Source organism: Planktothrix sp. FACHB-1355 (assembly GCF_014748295.1).
GTDB classification, from domain to species: domain Bacteria; phylum Cyanobacteriota; class Cyanobacteriia; order Cyanobacteriales; family Aerosakkonemataceae; genus Aerosakkonema; species Aerosakkonema funiforme_A.
This window is the reverse complement of sequence record NZ_JACJUP010001367.1, coordinates 1-1,510: the sequence shown is the minus strand read 5'-3', so window position 1 is coordinate 1,510 and position 1,510 is coordinate 1. Positions and strand designations below refer to the sequence as shown.

Below are 1,510 nucleotides of genomic sequence, written 5' to 3'. Positions count from 1 at the left end.
CTTTGTTTTAAATCTCCCCGCGCCAGCCATTGCAGCAGTTCCACGCGAGGAGGTTCATTCCAAAAGGGGTTGACCGTTTCCAAGCTACTCTCCCGATTTCAGCGATTCGCCTTCCTTTCTAAGTATGCCTCATCTTGGAAGCTGGTGCTTCCACCCGTTTGATAGAGTAGCAATAACTCATTCAACCTATTATTTAATGTCAGCCATTCAATTACAACTGTTTCGGGAGCAAACTCAGTCAGGTCTGACCTACCAACACCTGCACATCCAAATCAACACACAGGATGGACTGATTGTACCAGCCGACCTGAAAAATTTATTCCTACCGGAGGAAATGGTATGGAGTCAAGGCGTTGTCATTGAAGGAAAAGCGCCAATTTGGTTGTACGCCTATTTAGTTCACGCTTGTCACCCCGCCGCTTGGGTAGCTTGCTTCGACCCCCGCTTAGGAGAACCAACACCTCAGTCAGGAGGTGCGGTAGTCATCGCTACCCACACTCGCGAAGTTGCACTCGGAGAAGTTCTCAAAGTCAATTTACCCGCAGCCATATTTCGCAAAACAACAGGTACGTAGCAGTAGGGTGTGTTACGCACGGACGAGAAATTGAGTATGGCAACCAAAAATTAAATTGCCGTGCCTAACGCACCCTACTGTTTCCAAAAAACGCAACAAAACAAAAGGAATAAAAATGAATACGATAACTTTACAAAAACAAGTTGAACTGCAAGTCACCGAACTAAAAACCGAAATGGGAATTTATCAAACTCTGGCAATTAACTTAGTAATGTTTCGGGAATTGATAAAAACTGATGTACTCGCACAGATAAAACTTCCTGACGAACTGGACTTGAGCAGAGAAGTTATTTTAGACGGTCAAGCTCCTACTTGGTTGTATGCCAATTTAGTAGAACGCTGTTGGCAAGCGCCTTGGATAGGATGCCATGCCGCTAAAGAAAAATTAATTGTTGTAATTCAAACTCGGATATCAACAATAAGTATAGGCGATGCGATACCTGTATTGCTCAACCGCACTCCTTGTCCGGCAATTTTAATAGGTGGTTCGCCTGACAGCGGCAAAAGCGTTTTGTCGAATGCTTTGCGTTTTAATTTGATGAAAACCGGAGCGGTTGGACGAGTATTTGTACATCGCGCTTCTTGGGATGGTGAGGGAAATTGGGCTTACGAAGGAGCGAATAGGGATTTAGTTAAAAAGCTGATTGTAGAAAATGAGTTTCGATTGCACGAACATCCGGAAACGGCGAAGTTAATACCTAATTTCTTTAAATACCATAGCTCGGCGGTACAGAATTTGCGGGAAGTTGTCGATTTGGTTTTGGTTGATGTGGGTGGGAAACCGCAGACAGAGAAAGCGCCTCTGGTCGAACAATGTACGCACTATATTATTATTAGCAAAGAATCAGATGCGATTCCCAAATGGCACGAGCTTTGCCATCCAAATTTGCAGCCGTTAGCGGTGATTCGCAGCGTCCGACAAAAACGAGAAGAAGT

The 1,510-nt window shown here is 44.5% G+C and carries 2 protein-coding genes; both read left to right on the top strand.

Features of this window, described 5'->3' with window-relative positions:
* Positions 1-196: 196 nt before the first annotated feature.
* Positions 197-574: a CRISPR-associated ring nuclease Crn3/Csx3 gene (gene crn3, locus H6S82_RS32480; protein ID WP_190464002.1), complete on the top strand. Its 378-nt coding sequence runs from the start codon at positions 197-199 to the stop codon at positions 572-574.
* A 115-nt stretch (positions 575-689) separates the two neighbouring features.
* Positions 690-1,510 (top strand): CRISPR-associated protein Csx3 (locus tag H6S82_RS32475; protein WP_191057447.1); only part of this gene is annotated, 821 nt, incomplete at its 3' end.